This window comes from Streptomyces sp. DSM 41931, from assembly GCF_050271085.1.
GTDB classification, from domain to species: domain Bacteria; phylum Actinomycetota; class Actinomycetes; order Streptomycetales; family Streptomycetaceae; genus Streptomyces; species Streptomyces albogriseolus.
This window is the reverse complement of the sequence record NZ_CP189902.1, coordinates 3,987,261-4,007,696: the sequence shown is the minus strand read 5'-3', so window position 1 is coordinate 4,007,696 and position 20,436 is coordinate 3,987,261. Positions and strand designations below refer to the sequence as shown.

Annotated in this window: 20 protein-coding genes; 6 read left to right on the top strand and 14 right to left on the bottom strand. The window is 72.5% G+C overall.

The genetic code is table 11. From position 1 onward, the window contains the following. Positions 1 to 58: 58 nt before the first annotated feature. Positions 59 to 907 (bottom strand): menaquinone biosynthetic enzyme MqnA/MqnD family protein, encoded by an 849-nt coding sequence (locus ACP7TJ_RS18690; protein WP_427764000.1) that lies wholly within the window; start codon positions 905 to 907, stop codon positions 59 to 61. 298 nt (positions 908 to 1,205) lie between these two features. On the opposite strand from ACP7TJ_RS18690, the gene ACP7TJ_RS18685 reads away from it, so the two are divergent. Next, a complete protein-coding gene (locus ACP7TJ_RS18685; protein ID WP_006133199.1) occupies positions 1,206 to 1,409 on the top strand; it encodes a cold-shock protein in 204 nt (67 codons plus the stop codon). A 79-nt stretch (positions 1,410 to 1,488) separates the two neighbouring features. Here the strand turns inward: ACP7TJ_RS18685 and ACP7TJ_RS18680 are convergent, their stop codons facing one another. Then, positions 1,489 to 2,055, bottom strand: a complete 567-nt coding sequence (locus ACP7TJ_RS18680; RefSeq protein WP_093765369.1) for a helix-turn-helix domain-containing protein — start codon at positions 2,053 to 2,055, stop codon at positions 1,489 to 1,491. Positions 2,056 to 2,123: 68 nt separating this feature from the next. Between ACP7TJ_RS18680 and ACP7TJ_RS18675 the strand changes: the two genes are divergently transcribed. The 3 genes from ACP7TJ_RS18675 to ACP7TJ_RS18665 are packed head-to-tail and all read left to right on the top strand — an operon-like array spanning position 2,124 to position 3,927. Next, positions 2,124 to 2,882: an AzlC family ABC transporter permease gene (locus tag ACP7TJ_RS18675; protein ID WP_427763996.1), complete on the top strand. Its 759-nt coding sequence runs from the start codon at positions 2,124 to 2,126 to the stop codon at positions 2,880 to 2,882. A gap of 14 nt (positions 2,883 to 2,896) precedes the next feature. Then, positions 2,897 to 3,193, top strand: coding sequence for an AzlD domain-containing protein (locus tag ACP7TJ_RS18670; protein ID WP_387620231.1), 297 nt, complete (start codon positions 2,897 to 2,899; stop codon positions 3,191 to 3,193). Between the two features lie 50 nt (positions 3,194 to 3,243). Further along, a complete protein-coding gene (locus ACP7TJ_RS18665) occupies positions 3,244 to 3,927 on the top strand; it encodes a class I SAM-dependent DNA methyltransferase (RefSeq protein ID WP_189911794.1) in 684 nt (227 codons plus the stop codon). 7 nt (positions 3,928 to 3,934) lie between these two features. Here the strand turns inward: ACP7TJ_RS18665 and ACP7TJ_RS18660 are convergent, their stop codons facing one another. Together ACP7TJ_RS18660 and ACP7TJ_RS18655 are read right to left on the bottom strand one after the other, a co-directional pair. Further along, positions 3,935 to 5,857, bottom strand: a complete 1,923-nt coding sequence (locus ACP7TJ_RS18660) for an AMP-dependent synthetase/ligase (RefSeq protein ID WP_427763994.1) — start codon at positions 5,855 to 5,857, stop codon at positions 3,935 to 3,937. 239 nt (positions 5,858 to 6,096) lie between these two features. Next, the gene (locus ACP7TJ_RS18655) at positions 6,097 to 7,383 is read right to left on the bottom strand and encodes an acetyl-CoA C-acetyltransferase (protein ID WP_266399676.1); all 1,287 of its coding nucleotides are present in this window, start codon (positions 7,381 to 7,383) and stop codon (positions 6,097 to 6,099) included. 100 nt (positions 7,384 to 7,483) lie between these two features. On the opposite strand from ACP7TJ_RS18655, the gene ACP7TJ_RS18650 reads away from it, so the two are divergent. Then, complete coding sequence (locus ACP7TJ_RS18650) at positions 7,484 to 8,791, top strand: 3-oxoacyl-ACP reductase (protein WP_427763992.1); 1,308 nt, start codon at positions 7,484 to 7,486, stop codon at positions 8,789 to 8,791. 1 nt (position 8,792) lies between these two features. Then, positions 8,793 to 9,650 carry a MaoC family dehydratase gene (locus ACP7TJ_RS18645; protein ID WP_266548191.1) on the top strand — a complete coding sequence of 286 codons (858 nt, stop codon included), beginning with the start codon at positions 8,793 to 8,795 and terminating at the stop codon, positions 9,648 to 9,650. Here ACP7TJ_RS18645 and ACP7TJ_RS18640 read toward each other — a convergent pair. The 10 genes from ACP7TJ_RS18640 to mqnE form a co-directional block, all read right to left on the bottom strand. Continuing rightward, on the bottom strand, positions 9,620 to 10,318 hold the full coding sequence (locus ACP7TJ_RS18640; protein WP_093765362.1) for a TetR/AcrR family transcriptional regulator: 699 nt from the start codon (positions 10,316 to 10,318) through the stop codon (positions 9,620 to 9,622). The two genes, ACP7TJ_RS18645 and ACP7TJ_RS18640, sit on opposite strands and share 31 nt — an antisense overlap. Before the next feature lie 23 nt (positions 10,319 to 10,341). Continuing rightward, positions 10,342 to 11,667, bottom strand: a complete 1,326-nt coding sequence (locus ACP7TJ_RS18635) for an SPFH domain-containing protein (protein ID WP_320586168.1) — start codon at positions 11,665 to 11,667, stop codon at positions 10,342 to 10,344. Next, positions 11,664 to 13,280, bottom strand: coding sequence for an SPFH domain-containing protein (locus ACP7TJ_RS18630; protein ID WP_189911800.1), 1,617 nt, complete (start codon positions 13,278 to 13,280; stop codon positions 11,664 to 11,666). The genes ACP7TJ_RS18635 and ACP7TJ_RS18630 overlap by 4 nt, the downstream gene beginning before the upstream one ends. Before the next feature lie 164 nt (positions 13,281 to 13,444). After that, on the bottom strand, positions 13,445 to 15,574 hold the full coding sequence (locus ACP7TJ_RS18625; RefSeq protein WP_427763989.1) for a LamG domain-containing protein: 2,130 nt from the start codon (positions 15,572 to 15,574) through the stop codon (positions 13,445 to 13,447). Between the two features lie 200 nt (positions 15,575 to 15,774). Next, positions 15,775 to 17,094 (bottom strand): dicarboxylate/amino acid:cation symporter, encoded by a 1,320-nt coding sequence (locus ACP7TJ_RS18620; protein ID WP_367535291.1) that lies wholly within the window; start codon positions 17,092 to 17,094, stop codon positions 15,775 to 15,777. A 57-nt stretch (positions 17,095 to 17,151) separates the two neighbouring features. Next, positions 17,152 to 17,238 carry a putative leader peptide gene (locus ACP7TJ_RS18615; RefSeq protein ID WP_320588414.1) on the bottom strand — a complete coding sequence of 29 codons (87 nt, stop codon included), beginning with the start codon at positions 17,236 to 17,238 and terminating at the stop codon, positions 17,152 to 17,154. A 166-nt stretch (positions 17,239 to 17,404) separates the two neighbouring features. Next, positions 17,405 to 17,722 carry a DUF4229 domain-containing protein gene (locus ACP7TJ_RS18610; RefSeq protein ID WP_093765357.1) on the bottom strand — a complete coding sequence of 106 codons (318 nt, stop codon included), beginning with the start codon at positions 17,720 to 17,722 and terminating at the stop codon, positions 17,405 to 17,407. A gap of 109 nt (positions 17,723 to 17,831) precedes the next feature. Next, positions 17,832 to 18,356: an N-acetyltransferase family protein gene (locus ACP7TJ_RS18605; protein ID WP_427763986.1), complete on the bottom strand. Its 525-nt coding sequence runs from the start codon at positions 18,354 to 18,356 to the stop codon at positions 17,832 to 17,834. A 16-nt stretch (positions 18,357 to 18,372) separates the two neighbouring features. Continuing rightward, positions 18,373 to 19,011 (bottom strand): UdgX family uracil-DNA binding protein, encoded by a 639-nt coding sequence (locus ACP7TJ_RS18600; RefSeq protein WP_427763983.1) that lies wholly within the window; start codon positions 19,009 to 19,011, stop codon positions 18,373 to 18,375. 239 nt (positions 19,012 to 19,250) lie between these two features. Next, entirely contained in the window at positions 19,251 to 20,414 is a 1,164-nt protein-coding gene (gene mqnE / locus ACP7TJ_RS18595; RefSeq protein WP_390924509.1) for an aminofutalosine synthase MqnE, read from the bottom strand. Positions 20,415 to 20,436: the final 22 nt, after the last annotated feature.

Here is a 20,436-nt window from a genome sequence, read left to right as displayed (position 1 = left end):
ACGGGCGCCCGCTTCCAAGTCGCGACGTCACGGCGTCACGGCATCACGGCGCACAGCCTCACGGCGTCAGCAGATCGACCTTCACGTCCGCCGGGAACCCCGTCGTCGGCCCCACCCTGCGGGCGAACTCCGCGACCGCCTCCAGCTGCGGGGCGCCGAAGCGGAAGTCGAGGGTGGTGAAGTACTGGGCCAGGGTCTTCTCGTCGAAGGCCTCCCAGCGGGCCGCCTGCTCGGCCACCTTGTCGACCTCCTCCAGGGAGAGGTTGCGGGAGGCGAGGAAGGCCTCGTGCACCGTGCGGGTGAGCACGGGCTCGCGCTCGGCGTACTCCTTGCGGGCCGCCCAGACGGCGAAGACGAACGGCAGGCCCGTCCACTGCTTCCACAGCGCGCCCAGGTCGTGCACCTCGAGGCCGAAGCGCGGGCCGTCGACCATGTTGGCGCGCAGGGCCGCGTCGCCGATCAGGACGGCCGCCTCCGCCTCCTGCATCATCAGGCTCAGGTCGGGCGGGCAGGTGTAGTAGTCGGGCCGCACGCCGTACCGCTCGGCGAGGAGGAGCTGGGCGAGCCGTACGGAGGTGCGGGAGGTCGACCCGAGGGCGACCCGCGCCCCGTCGAGGCGGTCCAGCGGGACCTGCGAGACGATCACGCAGGACATCACCGGGCCGTCGCAGCCGACGGCGATGTCGGGGAAGGCGACGAGCTGGTCCGCGTGCTTGAGGTACTCGACCAGGGTGATGGGCCCGATGTCGAGGTCGCCCTGCACCAGCTGCTCGCTGAGCTTCTCAGGGGTGTCCTTCGTCAGCTCGAAGTCGAGGAGCGTGCCCGTTCTCGCGAGCCCCCAGTACAGGGGCAGGCAGTTCAGGAACTGGATGTGACCGACGCGCGGCCGGGTGCGAGGATTGTCCACATCGTGAGGCTAGACCTTGCGCCGGGTGGTGCGGCGGTCGCCCCCGCCGGTTCGAACGCACGCGCGTGACGAACGACGTGTTCAAACATTCGGGTGACGTGATCTTGGCCTCTATTGCGATCGAGCCTCTGCGTGCTAGGCTCATCGCAAGTTGCAGTTTGGTTTCCCTTGCAGTACAGAGCCTGCGGAGCATGTGACCGCGGGCTCTCGTCGTTCTCAGACGGATGCAGTTGTGCGGAATAGTCTTCACACTTGCTGGTTCTGGAGCAGGGCAACCCTTTGAGCCCAAGGAGGGCTTATGGCTACCGGAACCGTGAAGTGGTTCAACGCCGAAAAGGGCTTCGGATTCATCGCCCAGGAGGGCGGCGGCCCCGACGTCTTCGTCCACTACTCCGCGATCAACGCGACCGGCTTCCGGTCCCTCGAGGAGAACCAGCAGGTCACCTTCGACGTCACGCAGGGCCCGAAGGGCCCGCAGGCGGAGAACGTCACCCCGGCCTGACCCTGATCCTCCGATCCGGGAACGATTAGCAGTACCCAAGGAGCCCCACGCCGAAAGGCGAACGGGGCTCCTGCCTTTTTCAGACGTGCTGCATGATCAGCACGAATTTCGTGCCGGGCTCCAGCGCCTCGTACCGGTGCGGCACATCCCCGCGATACGCCATGTAGTCACCGGCGCCGAGTTCCGCCTCCTCGCCCTCGGGACCCGCCGTCACCCGCCCCGCGCTCACCACGATGTGCTCCACCGTCCCCGGAATGTGCGGGTCGGAGGCGCGCGCCGTTCCCGGCTCCAGATCCACCGCGTAGATGTCGCGCCGCGCGCCGGGAGGGCTCGCCGACAGCAGGGTGGCGACATAGCTGGACCGGTCCGAGCGCACGGTCGGCCCCTCCCCCGCCCTGATCACCTGGACCATGGGCGCCGGCGGTTCCACCAGCGCACTGAACGGCACCCCGAGCGCCACCGCCAGCGCCCACAGCGTCTCCATGCTCGGATTGCCGCCGGCCGCCTCCAGCTGGGACAGCGTGGACTTGGCGATCCCGGCGCGTTTGGCCAGCTCGGAGAGGGAGAGACCGGCGCGGGTGCGCTCGCGGCGCAGGGCCGCGGCGATCCAGTCGAGGGGCAGGCGGGACGGCGTGCCGTCGGTCATGTCGTTCGCTCCAGAAGTCAAATCGTTCGGCTTGACGAACGCTAGGGTGTCTGTTCATTGTAGAAAACATGCGTTCGGCACAGCGAACACCCCCGCCCGAGCCCGAGCCCGGTCCCCAGCCCGAGCCCGGTCCCGGCCCCTCTCCGTCGGCCGTCGACGCCGGGCTGCTCAGGGACGTCTCCCTGGTCTGTCTCGCCGGAGGCATCGTCGGCGTGTCGTTCGGGGCGATCGCGGTCGCCGGGGGCCTGCCCGTGTGGGTGCCGGTGGTGATGTCGCTGGTGGTGTACGCGGGCTCCGCCCAGTTCAGCGCGGTCGGCGTGCTCCTCGCGGGCGGCGGGCCGGCCGCGGCGGCCGCCACGGGGCTGCTGCTCAACACCCGCACGGCCGCGTTCAGCCTGGCGGTCGCCGAGCACATCGGCCGGACCCGGCTCGCCCGTCTGGCCGGTGCGCATCTGGTGACCGACGAGACCGTGGCCTTCACCCTCTCCCAGCGGGACCCGGCCCGGCGCCGTGCCGCCTTCTGGGTCTCGGGGATCGGGCTGTTCACCGTGTGGAACGCGGGCGTGGCGGCGGGCGCGCTGGCCGGCGGCGCGCTGGGCGACACCGCCCGCTACGGCCTGGACGCGGCCTTTCCCGCCGTCCTGGCCGCCCTGGTGCTGCCCGCCCTGCGCGAGGACGCCGGTGTCCGCCGGGCCGCCCTCGCCGGTGCCGTGCCGGCCCTGGCCCTCACCCCGGTCGTACCGGCAGGGGTGCCGGTGCTGGCCGCGCTGGCGGGTCTGGCGCTGCACGGACGCGCGTCCGCGAGGCGGAAGGAGCCTCGGGCGTGAGCGGGACGGCGGTGATGGTGCTCGCGCTGGCGGTGGGGACGTACGCCTTCCGGCTGGTGGGGCCCGTGCTGCACGGGCGGGTGGAGCTGCCGGACCGGGTGCGGGTGCTGCTGTCGGCCGGGGCCGTGGTGCTGCTGGTGGCGCTGCTGGCGACGGGGGCGCTGACCGAGGGCGGGGAGTTCGCGGGGCCGGCGCGGCCCGCCGGGGTCGCCGTGGGCGGGGTGCTGGCGTGGCGTCGGGCGCCGTTCGCCGTGGTGGTGCTCGGCGCGGCGGCGGCGACGGCGGTGCTGCGGGCGGCCGGGGTGCCGTAGCGGCCCGAGGTGCTGAGGGACTGTCAGTGGCCGCCGGTAGCGTCCCGCCCATGACCACGAGCCGACCCGCGCCCGCCGACCAGCCGGAGCACGTCCGCGCCACCCGCGCCTTCTACGACGCGATCGCCGAGGACTACGCCGCGATGTTCCGGGACTCCCTCGCCGCCATGCCGCTGGACCGGGCCGTGATGGCCGGGTTCGCCGAACTGGTCGGCCGGGGCGCGCCGGTGGCCGACGTGGGCTGCGGTCCTGGCCGGGTGACCGGGTATCTCGCCTCGCTCGGTCTGGACGTCCACGGCGTGGACCTGTCGGAGTCGATGCTGGCGATCGCCCGCCGGGAGAACCCGGGGCTGCGCTTCGAGCAGGGCTCGATGCTCGCCCTGGATCTGCCCGACGGCTCTCTCGGGGGCCTCGTCTCCTGGTACTCGACGATCCACATGCCTCCGGAGGACCTGCCCGCCGTGTACGCCGGGTTCCGGCGGGTGCTGGCGCCCGGGGGCCATCTGCTGCTGGCCTTCCAGACGGGCGACGAGCCCCGGCGGCATGAGCGCCCCTGGGGCCACCCGGTCACGCTGGACTTCCGGCGGATGCGGCCGGAGCGTGTCTCGGAGCTGCTGGAGGCGGCCGGTTTCGCCGTGGTGCAGCGCACGGTCCGGGAGGCCGACACCCGGCAGGGTGAGACCACCCCGCAGTCCTTCGTCGTAGCCCGCGCGCCGGGCGCCGCTGCCGGCTGACGGCCGGTCACTTCCTGTACAGCGCCTCCACGTCGTCTGCGAAGTCCCTGAGGATCGCCTCGCGGCGCAGCTTCATGGACGGCGTGAGATGGCCGGCCTCCTCGGTGAAGTCCACCGGGAGGACGGCGAAGCGGCGGATGGACTCGGGGCGGGACAGCATCTTGTTGGCCTCGTCGACGGCGCGCTGCAGGATCGCCCGCAGTTCCTCGTCGTCGACGAGGAGCTTCGCGGGGACGGGGTGCTTGCCGTTCATCCGGCGCCAGTGGGTGATGCCGTCGAGGTCGAGGGTGATCAGGGCGGTCACGTAGGGGCGGTGGTCGCCGAGGACCATCACCTGGGAGATCAGGGGGTGGGAGCGGAGCCAGTTCTCCAGCGGGGCCGGGGCGACGCTCTTGCCGCCCGCCGTGATGATCAGCTCCTTCTTGCGGCCGGTGATGGTCAGATAGCCCTCGTCGTCCAGCTCGCCGAGGTCGCCGGTGGCGAGCCAGCCGTCCCGGGTGGCGGGCACGACCCCGCCCGCCTGCGGGTCCCAGTAGCCGCGCAGCACGTGCTCGCCGGAGACCAGGACCTCGCCGTCCGCCGCGATCCGGATCTTCGTGCCGGGCAAGGGCCAGCCGACGGTGCCCAGGCGGGGCTTCAGCGGGGGTGTGACGGTCGAGGCGCCGGTGGTCTCGGTGAGGCCGTAGCCCTCGAAGATCTCGATGCCCACCCCGGCGTAGAAGGCGGCGAGGCTGCGGCCCAGCGGGGAGCCGCCGCAGATGGCGTAGCGGACTCTGCCGCCCATGGCGTTGCGGATTCTTCGGAACACCAGCGGGTCGTAGAAGGCGCGGGCCGTCCTCAGGGAGCGGGAGGGGCCGTTGCCGGTGCCGGTCTGCCGTGCCTCCAGGGCCTCGCCGTAGCGGCGGGCCACCGTCGCCGCGCGGTCGAAGGTGGACCGGCGGCCGCCCGCCTCGGCCTTGGCGCGGGCGGTGTTGAACACCTTCTCCAGCATGTACGGGATGGTGAGCAGGCAGGTGGGCCGGAAGCCGGCCAGGTCGGGCAGCAGGTCCTCGGCGGCCAGGCTGGGCGCGTGCCCGAGCCGCACCCGGGCGCGCACGCAGGCGACGGCGACCATGTGGCCGAAGATGTGGGACAGGGGAAGGAAGAGCAGGACCGACGCCTCGTCGTCCGTGCGGTCCCGGAAGACGGGGTAGAGCAGCTCGATGGCGTTGTCCACCTCGGCGAAGAAGTTGCCGTGGGTGAGGGCGCAGCCCTTGGGGCGGCCGGTGGTGCCGGAGGTGTACACGAGGGTGGCGAGGGTGTCGGGGCCGAGCATGCCCCGGCGCACCTCGATCTCGTGGTCGGGTATGTGGGCCCCGGCGTCCGCGAGGGCGTCGACGTGCCCCTTCTCCATGACCCACACATGCCGCAGGTCGGGCAGGTGCGGCAGTTCCGGGCCGATCGCGGCGGCCTGGCCGGCGGTCTCGGTGATCAGGGCGACGGCGCCGGAGTCCTGGAGGATCCAGCGGGCCTGGTAGGGGGACGAGGTGGGATAGACGGGGACGGTGACGAGTCCGGCGGCCCAGGCGGCGAAGTCGAGGAGCGTCCACTCGTAGACGGTGCGGGCCATGATCGCGACGCGGTCGCCCGGCCTCAGGCCCTCGGCGACGAGTCCCTTCGCGGCGGCGAGGACCTCGGCGGCGAACCGCTCCGCGGTGACGTCGCGCCAGGAACCGTCCCCGGTCTTCCGGCTGAGGACGACGTCGCCGGGGGCGAGGCTCGCGTTCTCGAACGGCAGGTCGGCGAGGGATCCGTGCCGCACCGGCTGTGCGAACGGCGGTACGGACGCCTCCCGGACGGCCCCGTCCAGCCGGCGGGTGGCCGGCGGGACGAGGACGGGCGCCCCGTGGACGTCGGCGTCGAGAGCGGTGGCGTGGTGCGGGGTGGACACGGGCGGCTCCTGGGGCGTGCAGGCGAACTGCGGGGTGCCACGACGTACGTGCCTCGCACGCCGAGGCGCTCACCGGCGGCGTCCGCGGCTCGGGACGCCACCGGTCGTGCGGGGATCGTACGGCTCCGGCGTGAGGGGTTCGTGCCGGTTCGGGGGTGGACCGGGATCAAGCGTGTGCAGTGTCGGGGGTTACGTGAGGGTCACTCAGGTATGCCCCGTCCGGGCCGGAACGGCGCTGCTCAGGGCCGCTCCAGGACGGCCGTGACGCCCTGTCCGCCGGCGGCGCAGATCGAGATCAGACCGCGGCCGGGGGCGTCCCGCTCGGCGAGCAGCTTGGCGAGGGTCGCCACGATGCGGGCGCCGGTGGCGGCGAAGGGGTGGCCGGTGGCGAGCGAGGAGCCGGCCACGTTCAGCCGGGCCCGGTCGACGGGCGGCAGGCCGCGCTTCTCCCAGGCGGCCAGGGTGGCGAGCACCTGGGAGGCGAAGGCCTCGTGCACCTCGATCAGGTCGAAGTCGTCCAGGCCGAGCCCGGCCCGCTCCAGCATGCGCGGGACCGCGTGGGCGGGCGCCATCAGCAGGCCGTCCTCGCCGTCGGCGACGTCGCCGTGCACGAAGTCGACCGCGGCGGTCTCGTACGCGGTGAGGTAGGCCAGCGGTTCCAGGCCGCGCCGCTCGGCCCACTCCTCGCTCGCGAGCAGCACGACGGCGGCGCCGTCGGTGAGGGGGGTGGAGTTGCCCGCCGTCATGGTGGGTCCGGGCCGGTCGAGGCCGAACACCGGCTTGAGCGTGGCGAGTTTCTCCACCGTCGAGCCGGGGCGCAGGTTCTGGTCGCGGGCCAGGCCGCGGAAGGGCACCACCAGGTCCTGGAAGAAACCGCGTTCGTAGGCGGCGGCGAGCCGCTGGTGGCTGGCGGCGGCGAGTTCGTCCTGGGCCTCGCGGGTGATGCCCCAGGCGCGGGCGGTGACGGCGGCGTGCTCGCCCATGGAAAGACCGGTGCGCGGCTCGGCGTTGCGCGGGATGTCGGGGACGAGGTGGCCGGGGCGCACCTTGGCGAGTGCCTTGAGGCGGGCGCCGAGGGACGTGGCGCGGCGCGCCTCGAGCAGCACCTTGCGCAGGGCGTCGTTGACGCCGAGGGGCGCGTCGCTCGCGGTGTCGGAGCCGCCGGCGACCGCGGCCTCGGTCTGCCCGAGGGCGATCTTGTTGGCGGCGGCGACGACCGCCTGGAGTCCGGTGCCGCAGGCCTGCTGGATGTCGTAGGCGGGGGTGCGGGGGTCGAGGCGGGAGCCGAGGACGGTCTCGCGGGCCAGGTTGAAGTCGCGGCTGTGCTTGAGGACCGCGCCGGCCACGAACTCGCCCACCGCGCCGGGCTGTTCGAGTCCGTAGCGGTCGACGAGGGCGTCCAGGGCGGCGGTGAGCATCTCCTGGTTGGAGGCGGTGGCGTAGGGCCCGTCGGAGCGGGCGAACGGGACGCGGCTGCCGCCGATGACCGCGACGCGCCGCACGGCGGCCGGCTTCAGGGTGCTCATCTCGACCTGCTCCTCAACCGTGACATAGGCTTACCTCCGGTAACCTTACTCCAGAGTAAGCACCGAGTGAGCCCCTCGCACGCACCCCTGGGAGTCCCCGATGGCCGACCGCTATCTGAGCTTCACCGGCACCGCGCCGGGCCGCTTCCTCACGCGCCGCCTGGGGCTGCCCCGGCCCGCCCCGCTGCGCCGCTGGTCGGCGGAGCGCCCGGCGCTGGACGGCGGGCTGCTCCACCTCACCGCGGGCGCCTCCCGCCTCGGCCTCGCCCCCGTCCTCGCCCGCACCGGGCTCCCCGCCGACGACACCGCGGACAAGCCCGCCGCGGTCGTCCTGGACGCCACCGGGGTGCGCACCGTCGAGGACCTCGACGAGGTGCACGCCGCCCTGCACCCCGTCGTCCGGTCCGTCGCCGTGAGCGGCCGGATCGTCGTGCTCGGCGCCCCGCTCGACACCGCCGACCACCACCAGGCCGCCGCCCAGCAGGCGCTGGAGGGCTTCACCCGCTCCCTCGGCAAGGAGATCGGCGGCGGCAGGACCGTCAACCTGGTCCGCCTCGCCGACGCCTCCGCCGCCGAGTCCACCCTGCGCTTCCTACTCTCCCCCAAGTCCGCCTACGTCAGCGGCCAGGTGATCGCCGTCGGCGACCAGGAGAGCCCCGCCCCCGAGGACGCCGACCGCCCCCTGACCGGCCGCACCGCCCTGGTCACCGGCGCCGCGCGCGGCATCGGCGAGGCCGTCGCCCAGGCCCTGGCCCGGGACGGCGCCGAGGTCGTCGTCCTCGACGTGCCGCAGGCCGAGGACGACGCCCGCCGGGTGGCCGAACGGATCGGCGGCAGCGTGCTGCTGCTCGACATGACCGCCGCCGACGCGGGCGCCCGCATCGCCGAGGCGCTCCCCGGCGGGCTGGACGTGCTCGTCCACAACGCGGGCGTCACCCGGGACCGCCGTCTGGTCAACATGCCGAAGGACCGGTGGAGTTCGGTGCTGGACGTGAACCTCGGCAGCGTGCTGCGCACCACCGACGCACTGCTCGAGGCCGGAACGCTGCGCCGCGACGGCCGGATCGTCGCCACCGCCTCCATCGCGGGCATCGCCGGCAACGCCGGCCAGACCAACTACGGCGCGAGCAAGGCCGGCGTCACCGGCTTCGTCCGCGCCCTCGCGCCCCGCGCGCTCGCCGCGCACGGGGTGACGGTGAACGCGGTCGCGCCCGGCTTCATCGAGACGAAGATGACGGCCGCCGTCCCTCTCCTCATCCGGGAGGCCGGACGCCGGATGAACTCCCTCGCGCAGGGCGGTCTGCCCGTCGACGTCGCCGAGACCACCGCCTGGCTCGCCCACCCCGGCTCGGGCGCGGTCAACGGCCAGGTCGTGCGCGTCTGCGGCCAGAGCCTGCTGGGGGCGTGACATGGCGCCGACCCCGCCGGAGCAGGCCGAGGCCGTCCTCACCCGCTCCCCGTCCCTCGCCCCGCTGCTCGCCCGCGGCGCCCTCCTGTCGCCCTTCCGCCGCCCGGACCCGGCCGCCGCGCACCCCCGCACCCGGCTGGTGCTCCCGGGCCTGCGCCCCGACCCCGCGCGGCTCGCCGCGTACGCGCGGGTGTGCGGCTTCCCGGCCGCCGCGGACACCCTGCCGGCGACCTATCCGCACGTGCTGGGCTTCCCGCTGGCGATGCGGCTGATGAGCGCACGGGACTTCCCGCTGCCGCTGCTCGGGCTCGTGCACACGTCGATCGGGATCACCCGGCACCGCGTGACCCCGTCCGCCGCCTTCTACGACCTCACCGTGTACGTCGACTCACTGGCCCCGCACCGGCGCGGCACCGAGGCCGCCGTCGTCACGGAGCTGCGCGCCGGCGACGCCGTGGTGTGGGAGTCGCGCAGCACCTACCTGGCCCGGCACAGGACCACGTCGTCGAAGGAACCGGCGCGGACGGAGGAGCCCGAACTGCCCGCCGTCGAGGAGTGGCGGCTTCCCGGCGACCTGGGCCGCCGCTACGGCGCCGCGTCCGGCGACCGCAACCCGATCCACCTGCACCCGCTCACCGCACGCCTCTTCGGCTTCCCCCGCGCCATCGCGCACGGCATGTGGACCGTCGCCCGCTGCCTCGCCGCCCACGGCGTCCCGGACGCGGCCGAGGTCCGGGCCGACTTCCGGGCGCCGGTGCTGCTGCCCGGCACGGTGACGTACGCGGCGGACGGCGGGCGGTTCGCCCTGCGCGACGGCCGCGGCCGGGTTCACCTCACCGGCGAGGTGACCTCGCTCTGAGCCCCCGGGGCGTCCACGCCCCCACCGTCGCCCGGCGGTGTCCAGTGCCGCCCGGCCATCAGGTCGCCGAGCCCCGCCCACGCGAAGTTCATCAGCGTGGTCGCCGCCTGCCGGGCGGTGACGCCGGGGGTGGCGTTGGCCCAGTCGGCGAGCGACTCGGCGGCCCCCACCAGCGCCTCCGCCAGCCCGGACACCTCCGCCTCCCGCAGGTCGGGGTCCCGGTGGGCCTCCCGCGCGGCGGCCAGGATCAGCTGCGTCACGAACGCGACGATCTCCGCGCGCATCGCGGCCACCTCGGCGGCGAACACCTCCCCGTGGGTGCGCGCCTGGAGGTGCAGCACCGCCCAGCCGTCGGGGTGCCGGGCGGTGTGCGTGAAGAACGCGGTCAGGCCCGACCAGAGCTGCCGGTCCGCCGGCAGTTCGGGCCGGGCCCCCGCGCGCACCGCCTCGGTGAGCGCCCTGGCCTCACGGCGGATGCACGCGGTGAACAGGTCCTCCTTGGAGTTGAGGTACAGGTACACCAACGGCTTGGACACGCCCGCCAGTTCGGCGATCTCGTCCATCGACGCGGCCATGTACCCCCGGTTCCCGAAGGTCCGTACGGCTGCGTCCAGCATCTGCTGTTCACGGACCGCACGCGGCATCCGCTTCGTCTTCACGGCACCCATGGGACACAGCGTACGGTCCGCCGCTACCGCTGGTCGTGGCCGCCGTCGTCCGCCGGCCGGACCCCGCTCCCGTTCAGCACCCGGTCGCCCGAGGTGAGCCGGGGCAGCAGCTGCGCGGTGAACAGCGTGGACAGCGCCGAGGTGTCGGCGCCGCCGTCGGTGCGCACCACCACCGGACGCGGCGCCTTCCCGGCCAGCCGGGAGCCCACCTCCAGCCGCCTGCGGGCCAGCTCGTACTGGAGCACCGCCCGGTTGTCCCGGTACGCCTTGGCGAGGGCCTGCTGGGCGCGGGCCTCGTTCTCGGCGGCGATCAGACCGCTGCGGCCGCGCGTCTCGATCTCGAAGCGCACCCGCTGGGCCTCGGTCTCCTGCCGCTCCAGCAGCTGGGCGACCTCCTCCCGGGCCCGGTTCAGCGCGGCCCGCACCTCGACGATCCGGGCGTCGCGGATCTTCTTGGCCCGCTCGATGTCCATGCCCAGGCTGTCGATGCGGCGCTTGCGGATCAGGCCCCACTCCTGCTCGTAGGCGGTGCGCTCCTTGGCCACCTGCTCCCGGGTGGCCAGGTGCTGCTGGTACTGCGCCGGGAGCTGCACGTCGGGGATGTTGCAGCCGGTGATGCGCACGCCGTAGCGGTCGAGCTGGCGGTTGAGCAGGTCCTGCATGTCGGCGACGTCCGAGCCGCGCAGGTCGTAGGCGCGCTCGGTGCGCACCTTGCGGGCCCGCTGCCGGATCGCGTCCTGGACGGCGCTGGACAGCACCAGGTCGAAGTTGCCCGCGCCGATGGTGCGGACGAACAGCACCGCGTCGGTGATGCGGAACTTCAGGAAGAACTCGATGGAGCGCAGCGGCACGTTCTCCTGCGTGGGGCAGGCCATGACGGGCGCCGAGTACGGGATCTCGGTGGCCGTGTCGACGACGAAGTCGACCCGCGACCAGGGGTGCCACAGGTAGTGCCGGCCCGCGTCCAGGGTGCGGACGACGGCGCCGTACCGGGTGAGCACGCCGTGGGTGCCCTGCTCGATCTCGACGATCGAGGAGCGCCACCACCACAACCCGCCGATCACCAGCAGCAGCACGCCGACGATGTAGGAGAGGGTGGCCAGGGCGCCGGCGGCCATGCCGCCGAGCCCGTCGGACCCGGACTCCTTCAGCGACAGCATCACGCCCGAGAGCAGGGCGTAGGCGCCGGCCCAGAGGGGCAGCATCCACCACAGGCGGCGGCGGTGCTTGGGGATGATGACCGGCAGCAGGGTGCCGGCCTCGCCGCCGCGCAGCAGGCGGGCGATGTCGCTCCAGGGCGCGACGGCCTCGGAGATGACCGAACGGCGGTGACTGCGGACGGAACTCACGGCTGGACCTCCTCGACGGGCTCGGCGGGCATCTGCGGCACGACGGTCGGCCGGTCGGCCTCCAGCAGTGCGGTGATCTCCTCCTGACGGGCGGCGATCCGCGCGGACACCTCCGCCAGCCGCTCCCGTACGGCGGCCATCTCGGCGTCGTCGAACAGCTCCGCGCCGCGCTCGCCGACCAGTTCGCGGGCCAGCTCCAGGAAGTCGATCCCGGCGGCCCCGCCGCCGTCGCCGCCGCCGATGCGCACCAGGCGCGGCAGATGGTCGGCGACCTGCTCCAGGGTGTCGAGCACCTGCTGCTGGTAGCGGTACTCCAGGATCTCCGGCGCCTGAGCCGCGGTCACCGCGCGGATGTCCAGGGCCTGCGCCTCCAGCAGCGCCGCGTTGGCCTTGGCCTCCGACTCGGCCTGCACGTAGCGCTGGCGGGCCAGCGCCTCGGCGCGGTTGGTCTCGCGCTCCACGGCGGTGTCCATCTGCGCCTGGTACTGGGCGATGTCGGCCTGGATCGCGGACAGCGTCTCCTGGCTGGAGGCGAGCTCGCGGTTGAGGTCGCCCTCGTCCTGCTCCTTGCGCAGCTGGAGCGCGTACTCGTGGGTGTACGCCTCCTTGGCCATACGGACCATCTCGGGCGCGGCCAGGTCCATCCGGTAGCGGCGGTCCGAGGGCTCGGCGTGCGTGATGTTGGCGTTGGTCAGCTCCACGGCGGGGCGGAACTGCTGGTTGAGCTGGTCCAGCAGCCGGCCGCTGTCCTCGCCGACCATGTCGTAGATGCCGGCCGCCTCCTGCTCGTAGATCAGGCTGCGGATGGTCTCGCTGACCGCGTTGCCGAGCTTCTCCTCGAAGCCGCGCACCGCGCCGAGGGTGTAGACGAACTCCACCGGGTCGCTGATCCGGAACTGGATGAACAGGTCGATGGACGCCTTCACCCCGCCCTTGGTGGGGGCCTCCCGCACCGGCGCGTTGAACGGGTACTCGCGGGTGGTGTTGACGATGTACGACACCCGCTTCCACGGGCTGAGCAGGGTGACCCGCCCCGGTCCGACGACCTTCTCCAGCTTGCCGAACCGCGTGATCATCGCCTGGCAGCCGTCCGGCACCATGACCAGGCCCTGCCGCCACCACACGAACGCGACCGCGGCCACCGCGATCACCCAGTAGTGCAGCCCGAACAGCGGCTGGGTCACACTCCAGCCGCCCGCCGCGGACACGACCGACGTGCCGATCAGCCCGATCACCAGCAGCGACAGCACCGGCAGCATGGACAGCAGGGAGCGGCCCCTGGGCATCACCATCGGGTAGATGGCGTGCACCGTCTCGCCGTCCTCCCGCAGCTGCTCGCTGCGGCTCAGCGCCTCCCCGGCCTCGTCCAGCGACACGCTCCTCTGCCGCATCACGGTGTCGACGGAGCTGCCGTCCTGCTCCCGGGCGGCCGGGAAGTCGGCCGGATCCATGCCCCCGCCCGTCTCGAACCGCTCGTCCTCGCCGCCCGACGGCTGTGCGCCGCCGCCTCCGGTGCGGCGGAGCAGCTCGTCCCGGGCCGCGGCCCGCGGATCCGCGCCGCCGACGACCGACTGTGCGACGTTGCGTAGGCTCTGCGCCCGCGTACGCGCCACGGGGTCCCCCTTCGCCTGTGGTGCCCTCCCCGCACTTGGCCGCGGGGAATCGTGTGGTCCGGTGATCACACACCACGTCGGCGGCATGCGTAAGGGGCGCACCCCAGCAACGGTCACCCGTGTCTCGTTGCCGGGATGCGCCCCTCGGCGCGGAGGCGAAGGCGTCAGCAGAGGCAGGGATCGGTCTCCCAGCCCAGGCCGATCACGTCGTCGTCCCTCAAGGCCCCCGCGTACGCCTGGACCTCGTCCACCTGGCCCTTCAGGTATTCGCCGAAGCCGTCGGCCGTGCGGGCACGGCCGACCTGGAGCGGACCGCTGCTCGTCCAGCCGTTCCGCAGGTGAGCGGTGGCGTCCGCGTTGGTGTAGCCGTCGGCAAACAGCTTGACCGTGTCCGTCGCGTCGTCGTAGACGACGGCCAGCCGCGTGCCGTCACCGTTGGCGCCGTCCGGCATCTCGACCTGCGCGACGACCGTCTCCGGCGCGCCCGCCTCGTCCCGCTCCGGCATGATCAGCTGCCAGGCGTACTGCGCCGGGTCGTAGCGCAGCTTGAAGGCGTCGGTGTGCTCACCGGCCTGGGAGAGCACCGTCATCGGCCGGGTGGCGTCGTCCTGCTCGATCCGTGCGACGACTCCGAGGGTGAAGCTGTCACCGGTGTCGACGACGGGCGTGTCGAGAGCCACGTGACCGCTCTCACCGTCCAGCTCCAGGTGTCCGTCGCCGACCAGCGGGTAACGCGGCCACGTCGGGCAGTCGGGGTCGACGTCGGGGATGCAGAAGTCCGGCGCACGGTAGATCGACGCACCCGGCGCGAGCCGCAGGGACGCTCCTCCCCCGTTCTCGGGCGTGATGCCGTCGTCGGCCGTGCTGAACGACCAGTGTCCCAGCAGTCTCGGCTTGCGACGGGCCAGCTCGGTCACCTCGCTCGGGACGACGAGACGGTCGTACGCCCGGACGTCGCCGATCTCGCCGTGCCAGCGCTGGCGGTAACCGTGCGGGCCCAGGATCCGGCCCATCTGGAAGGCGCCGTCCGCCCTGACCGGGGCGGCCTCGGTCTTGGTGCCGACCTCGTGTCCGTTGACGAAGAGCTGGGCGTACCCGGTCTCGGTGTCGTAGAGACCCAGCAGGTAGGCCCATTCGCCGGCCTCGGGGGCTCCCCCGGAGATCTTCGTGTCGCCGAGGGTGAAGGAATAGGAGGCGCTCGCCTCCCGCGGGGCCTCGAGCGCCAGGGCGTAGGCGGCGCCGGACGCCGTGTCCTGGCTCAGCACGGTCATGGAACGGTCGTCCCGCGCCGGGCGCACCCAGGCGCCGACGGCGAAGGTCCCGCCGCTGTCGACGGCCGGGCTGTCGGTGGTGAGGAAGGCGTGACGGCTGCCGTCGAGGGTGGCGGTGGAGGAGAGCGGGGCGCCCGAGGGCGCCGGGCCGCCGAAGGTCACACCGCGTCCCGCCCGGGCCGCCTCTCCCGCCTCGGCCGCCGCGGTGGCCGAGCCGGCCTCGTCGTCGAGCTTCCAGCGGGAGACGGGGGCGCTCGCCGCATTCGGATGGAAGGTGTAGTTGGTGGGCATGCTCATCCGGCCGGCGCGGTCCAGGGCCTGGACGCTGAGGGTCTTCGGCCCCCTGCTCAGCGGCACGTAGCGGATGGTGGCGGGTCCGCCCATCTCGGCGGGACGGACGGTACCGCTCGGACCGCCGAGGAAGGTGTACCGGTACTCGACGACGTCCGTCGACGGGGAGTCCATGGTGAAGCTGCCGTAGATGCCGACCCCGCCGCTCCACCACGTCTCCTCCGGGTACTCCGGTGAGCTCACCACAGGAGCGGCCGGGCTCTCGTCGTCGTGGACGAACCGGCACGCGGCGCCCGGAGCCTCCGAGCTCCAGGGCGAGTACGCCACACCGTCATTGGCCCGAACATGCCAAGAGATCACGGTGTCCGACGGGATGTCGGACGGCAGGCTGGTGCGGTGGACCAGGCCCACGGGGTACGGCGAGGTGGTCCAGGTGCGGCGCTGTTCGGTGCCGTCCGGGTCGGACCACCAGATCTCGAACTCGGCGGTGAGCTGCTCCGGATACCCGATGCGGTCGTCCTCCACCGGATCGGTCAGCCGGGCCTGGAGCACCGGAGGGCTGCCGACATACGCCGGCTCGTCACCCGACGCGCAGTCCTTGAACTCGGTCTGCAGATCCTGCACGGCAGGCGGCAGATTCACCTGCTCCGCCGCGTACGCGGTGGACGGCACCACCGTCCCCGCCACCAGCACCGCCAGGCAACTCCCCAGCAGCGCACGTCTCTTGCGCACTCTTCCCGACACGAACGAAAGCCCCTCCCCTGGAATGCCCGATCACCGAACGGCCGGGCGGCAGGAGGCTAACAGCGGCCTGCGACATCGGCGATCGCGTTTTCCGGGAGGCCGGCCGGCGGGCTTCGCAGGGCCAGGGACGACAGAGAGCGTCCCCAGGACCGCGAACGGACCTGGGGACGCTCTGCCGCATCGGCCGGTCAGGCCGCCGCGGCGACCGGGCGGGCGTCCTCCACCTCGGGAGTCTCGTCGACCGGGGAGGCGTGGACCGCGTTGTACTTGTCGCGGTCGAGCAGGCCCTCGCGGGCGGAGACGACGACCGGGACGAGCGCCTGGCCGGCGACGTTCGTCGCCGTGCGGATCATGTCCAGGATCGGGTCGATGGCGAGGAGCAGGCCCACGCCCTCCATCGGCAGGCCGAGGGTGGACAGGGTGAGCGTCAGCATGACCGTGGCGCCGGTGAGGCCGGCCGTGGCGGCGGAGCCCACCACCGAGACGAACGCGATCAGCAGGTAGTCGCCGACGCCGAGCGGGACGTCGAAGATCTGCGCGACGAAGATCGCGGCGATGGCCGGGTAGATCGCGGCGCAGCCGTCCATCTTCGTGGTCGCGCCGAACGGCACGGCGAAGCTCGCGTACTCCTTGGGTACACCCAGGCGCTCGGTGACCTTCTGGGTCAGCGGCATGGTGCCGACGGAGGAGCGGGAGACGAAGGCCAGCTGGATCGCGGGCCAGGCGCCCTTGAAGAACTGCACCGGGCTGACCTTGGCGACCGTCGCCAGCAGCGCCGGGTAGACGCCGAAGAGGACGATCAGGCAGCCGACGTAGATGTCGGCGGTGAAGGTGGCGTACTCGCCGATCAGGTTCCAGCCGTACGTGGCGATGGCGTTGCCGATGAGGCCGACGGTGCCGAGTGGGGCCAGGCGGATGACCCACCACAGGGCCTTCTGCAGCAGCTCTAGGACGGACTCGCTGAGGGTGAGGATCGGCTGGGCCTTCTCACCGAGCTGGAGGGCGGCGATGCCGGCGACGGCGGCCATGAAGACGATCTGCAGCACGTTCAGCTCGGTGAACGGTGTGATCACGTCGGTCGGCACGATGCCGGTGAGGAAGTCGATCCAGGAGCCGGTCTTCTCCGGTGCGGCGCCGTCGGCCGGGGTGAGGCCGGTGCCGGCGCCCGGGTTGGTGACCAGGCCGATGACCAGGCCGATCGCCACCGCGATCAGCGAGGTGACCATGAACCACAGGAGGGTCCGCGAGGCCAGCCGGGCCGCGTTGTTGACCTTCCTGAGGTTGGTGACGGAGACGAGGATCGCGAAGAAGACCAGCGGGGCGACGGCCAGCTTCAGCAGGCCGACGAAGGTGCCGCCGACCTTCTCCAGGGTGGTGACCAGCCAGGAGAGGTCCTGGCTGCGGGCGAGCCAGCCGAGCAGGACGCCCAGGGCGAGGCCGATGAGTATCTGGGCCCAGAAGGGCACGCGGACAGACCGCTTCAACTGCGTGTTCGAGGACACGGACATGCTCCGGTGAGGGGGACGCGTGAGGGATGTGACGGGGGACTCGGGGGTGGCGCGGTGTCAGGACTGACAGTTCGCGGCGGTGACCCGGCAGAGATCCACGTGCAGGCGCGCCACGAGCGGAACACTCCGGGGCGTGGGGAACACGGCTGCTGACTTCACCCGACGACCGTAACACCTGAACTTTGAGAACCTCAAAGCCTTGCTTTGAAAGGCGTGACGGCAAACACGCACAGAGAACGCAAAGCGCCCCGGTCTCCCTGGTGAGAGGGAGTCCGGGGCGCCGCGGTGCGGTGGGCGGGTGTGACGGACGTTACGACGTCTGCGTCCGGCCCGAGGGCCGGCTCTGCGCGCGGGCGGTGTCGTCGGCCGCGTCCTCCTGGGAGCGGTTGGCCTCCAGGTTGGCCTTGGCGCGCTCCATCCGGCGCACGATCCGCTCCGAGGCCCGGTCCCGTTCGTTGCGCAGCACGACGAAGCTGATCGGCGCGGAGATCAGCAGGGCGAGCAGCACGATCCACAGGCCGTTGGAGTCGCCGAGACCGCGCGGCGCGAGACCGGAGTAGACGAGGGCCCAGACGACAACGAGGCAGCCCGCGAAGATCCCGAGGCGCATCAGCGTGTAGCGGAGCATCTCATCCACTCTTCCGTGCGTACGGTCAGAAACATCCCCGAAGGGGACGACGTCCAGTGAAGCACGAGCGGCGGGCGATCTTTCAACGGGGTACGGGGCCGTACGGGCCTCAGGTGAGCGCGAGCAGCATGATCACGTCGTCGCGGTCGTCACCGGGCGCCACGCGGATCGCGTCCGGGACCCGGCCGACCTCCTTGTAGCCGCAGGAGGCGTAGAAGCGCTCAAGGCCGAAACCGCCGCGGCAGCCGAGGCGGATCGCCTCCACGCCGTCCATGGCGCGGGCGGCCCGCTCGGCCTCGGCGAGCAGGTCACGGCCGTACCCCTTGCCCTGGTGGCGGGGGTGGACCATCACCGTGTAGAGCCAGATCCAGTGGGTCATCAGGGGGTGGGTGTTCCGTGTGAGGAACGCCGTCGCGGCGACCCGCCCGTCCTCGTCGTGCCCCACGACCAGCCGGGACCGCCCTTCCGCCATGTCCGCGAACTGCCGCAGCAGCGCGGGGCGGATGTCCTCCCGCGTCACCGGCGCCACGAAGCCGACGGCTCCGCCGGCATTGGTGACGTCGGTCCACAGATCGAGGATGCCGTCGCGGAGGGCGGGGGTGACGTCGGGACCCAGGGTGAAAGTAAGGGGCATGGATGGATGCTAGCCCTTACTCCAGTGCCCGCGCAGCTACTTCCAGGTCGGAGACCAGCCCCCGGTACGCGGCGTCGCGGTCGTCGGAGCGCAGGACGGCGGAGGGGTGCACGGTCGGCACCAGGCGCTGGGGGCGGCCGTGGATCTCCTCCTCCAGGAGGGTGCCGCGTACCCGGGTGACGCGGAAGGAGTTTCCGAGCAGGGCTTTTCCGGCGGTCGCGCCGAGGACGACGAGGAGCTCGGGCTCGACGGCTGCCAGCTCGGCGGCGAGCCAGGGGGCGCAGGCGGTCATCTCGCGGAGGGTGGGCGCCTTGTGGATCCGGCGCTTGCGGGGCTCGGACTGCGTGAACTTGAAGTGCTTCACGGCGTTGGTGAGATACGCCTCGGCGAGGTCGATGCCGGCGTCGGCGAGGGCGCGGTCGAGGAGGTTCCCTGCGGGGCCGACGAAGGGTGCGCCCTGGCGGTCCTCCTGTTCGCCGGGCTGCTCGCCGACGAGCATCACGCGGGCGGTCGCTTTTCCTGTGCCGAAGACCGTTTGCGTGGCGGCGCGGTGGAGGGGGCAGCCCCGGCAGGCCGCGGCGGCCTCCCTCAGCGCGGTCAGGCTGCCGCGGGAGGGGAGGAAGGGGGTGGCGGTGTAGGCGTCCTCGGGAGGCATACGGGACGGGTACCCGCCGCGGGGGCCCGGACCCGTCCCGGGTGCGGGCAGTCGCGGGTCGCTCGCGCAGTTCCCCGCGCCCCTGGGATTCCGGCTGCAGGCAGTCCTGGGTCGCTCGCGCAGTTCCCCGCGCCCCTGTCGGGGCGCGTTCACCTCAGCACCCTCAGGGGCGCGGGGAACTGCGCGACCGGCCCACCACACTGCCGCGGCCGGCGACGGCCAGAACCCCCCGACGGGAGTCAGACCCGCATCGGCTGCGGCGACTCACGCCGCGCCGGATCCGGACCGTCGTACTCGCGGATGATCTCGTACCGCGTATTCCGCTCCACCGGCCGGAACCCCGCGTCGCGGATCAGATCCAGCAGATCCTCCCGCGTCAGCTTGTTCGGCGTGCCGAAGTTGTCCGCGTCATGCGTGATCTTGTACTCCACCACCGACCCGTCCATGTCGTCCGCCCCGTGCTGCAGCGCCAGCTGCGCCGTCTGCACGCCGTGCATCACCCAGAACACCTTGACGTGCGGCACGTTGTCGAACAGCAGCCGCGACACAGCGAACGTCTTCAGCGCTTCCGCCCCCGTCGCCATCTGCGTCCGCGACTGGAGCCGGTTGCGGACCTTGCCGTCCTTCATGTCGACGAAGTCGTGCTGGTACCGCAGCGGGATGAAGACCTGGAAGCCGCCGGTCTCGTCCTGGAGCTCCCGCAGCCGCAGCACGTGGTCGACGCGGTGGCGCGGCTCCTCGATGTGGCCGTAGAGCATGGTGCAGGGCGTCTTGAGGCCCTTCTCGTGCGCCAGGCGGTGGATGCGGGACCAGTCCTCCCAGTGCGTGCGGTGGTCCACGATGTGCTGCCGGACCTCCCAGTCGAAGATCTCGGCGCCGCCGCCGGTGAGCGACTCGAGACCCGCGTCGATGAGTTCGTCGAGGATCTCGCTCGCGCTGAGCCCGGAGATCGTCTCGAAGTGGTGGATCTCCGTGGCGGTGAACGCCTTCAGCGACACCTCCGGCAGCGCCGCCTTCAGCTCGCGCAGGGACCGCGGGTAGTAACGCCACGGGAGGTTCGGGTGCAGGCCGTTGACGATGTGCAGCTCGGTGAGGTTCTCCGAGCGCATCTCCTCGGCGAGCTTCACCGCCTCCTCGATGCGCATCGTGTAGGCGTCCTTCTCCCCCGGCTTGCGCTGGAAGGAGCAGTACGCGCACGACGCCGTGCACACGTTGGTCATGTTGAGGTGGCGGTTGACGTTGAAGTGCACGACGTCGCCGTTGAGCCGGGTGCGCACCTCGTGCGCGAGGCCGCCCAGCCACGCCAGGTCGTCCGACTCGTAGAGCGCGATGCCGTCCTCGCGGGTCAGCCGCTCACCGGAGCGGACCTTCTCCTCCAGCTCGCGCTTGAGCCCGACGTCCATGCCGTTACCTCTTTCCCAGAAG

What these genes read in the sequence shown, in the direction of transcription:
- mqnE (WP_390924509.1), bottom strand. Translation starts at nt 20,414, where the DNA reads ATGGACGTCGGGCTCAAGCGCGAGCTGGAGGAGAAGGTCCGCTCCGGT.
- ACP7TJ_RS18680 (WP_093765369.1), bottom strand. Translation starts at nt 2,055, where the DNA reads ATGACCGACGGCACGCCGTCCCGCCTGCCCCTCGACTGGATCGCCGCG.
- ACP7TJ_RS18600 (WP_427763983.1), bottom strand. Translation starts at nt 19,011, where the DNA reads ATGCCTCCCGAGGACGCCTACACCGCCACCCCCTTCCTCCCCTCCCGC.
- ACP7TJ_RS18670 (WP_387620231.1), top strand. Translation starts at nt 2,897, where the DNA reads ATGGTGCTCGCGCTGGCGGTGGGGACGTACGCCTTCCGGCTGGTGGGG.
- ACP7TJ_RS18665 (WP_189911794.1), top strand. Translation starts at nt 3,244, where the DNA reads ATGACCACGAGCCGACCCGCGCCCGCCGACCAGCCGGAGCACGTCCGC.
- ACP7TJ_RS18620 (WP_367535291.1), bottom strand. Translation starts at nt 17,094, where the DNA reads ATGTCCGTGTCCTCGAACACGCAGTTGAAGCGGTCTGTCCGCGTGCCC.
- ACP7TJ_RS18655 (WP_266399676.1), bottom strand. Translation starts at nt 7,383, where the DNA reads ATGAGCACCCTGAAGCCGGCCGCCGTGCGGCGCGTCGCGGTCATCGGC.
- ACP7TJ_RS18645 (WP_266548191.1), top strand. Translation starts at nt 8,793, where the DNA reads ATGGCGCCGACCCCGCCGGAGCAGGCCGAGGCCGTCCTCACCCGCTCC.
- ACP7TJ_RS18685 (WP_006133199.1), top strand. Translation starts at nt 1,206, where the DNA reads ATGGCTACCGGAACCGTGAAGTGGTTCAACGCCGAAAAGGGCTTCGGA.
- ACP7TJ_RS18650 (WP_427763992.1), top strand. Translation starts at nt 7,484, where the DNA reads ATGGCCGACCGCTATCTGAGCTTCACCGGCACCGCGCCGGGCCGCTTC.
- ACP7TJ_RS18605 (WP_427763986.1), bottom strand. Translation starts at nt 18,356, where the DNA reads ATGCCCCTTACTTTCACCCTGGGTCCCGACGTCACCCCCGCCCTCCGC.
- ACP7TJ_RS18640 (WP_093765362.1), bottom strand. Translation starts at nt 10,318, where the DNA reads ATGGGTGCCGTGAAGACGAAGCGGATGCCGCGTGCGGTCCGTGAACAG.
- ACP7TJ_RS18675 (WP_427763996.1), top strand. Translation starts at nt 2,124, where the DNA reads ATGCGTTCGGCACAGCGAACACCCCCGCCCGAGCCCGAGCCCGGTCCC.
- ACP7TJ_RS18610 (WP_093765357.1), bottom strand. Translation starts at nt 17,722, where the DNA reads ATGCTCCGCTACACGCTGATGCGCCTCGGGATCTTCGCGGGCTGCCTC.